Raw genomic sequence first — 522 nt, forward strand, 5'->3', positions numbered from 1 at the left:
AATCCTAAAACTACCGATCTCAATCGTAGAATGGATGGTGGCATCACTAAAAACGATAAACTTGATACTCTTAATATATGCGATATATTAAGCTCAAACAAACTCAAGAAACCTTATCGGTTGACGTCATCTAAGAAATTTGACCTTTATGAACAGAAGCAGCTGACTAGGTTGCATCATTCCCTCAAGGAACAGATCAATGTTCTTTCCAATCGTCTGCAGAAATGCATAGATCTTGTTTTTCCTGAATATAACTCACTTTTTAAATCCAAGTACGGAAAAGTCTATATGTCTATTCTTAAACAGTTTGGCAGTGCAAAGGCCATTGCACAGGCTGACATCAGAACTTTACGCAAATGCTTTGATATTACCGGCAGAGGCAATCGCATTTCTCTGACTGCTAAAAAGCTAAAGGAAAGTGCTAAAACATCTGTTGGCATTTCTTCGTTGGCAGATGAAATGCAGATCAAACATCTAATAGCTCATATCGAACTGCTTAATGATCAGCTCAAAGAAATAGAT

Annotated in this window: 1 pseudogene; it reads left to right on the top strand. The window is 37.2% G+C overall.

Annotation, left to right across the window (positions count from 1 at the left end):
• Nucleotides 1–288: 288 nt before the first annotated feature.
• A pseudogene (locus B5G32_RS14230) lies at nt 289–522 on the top strand (IS110 family transposase); the annotation flags it as partial.

Origin of the sequence: Massilimicrobiota sp. An80 (assembly GCF_002159255.1) — a bacterium.
GTDB lineage: Bacteria > Bacillota_I > Bacilli_A > Erysipelotrichales > Coprobacillaceae > Allocoprobacillus > Allocoprobacillus merdigallinarum.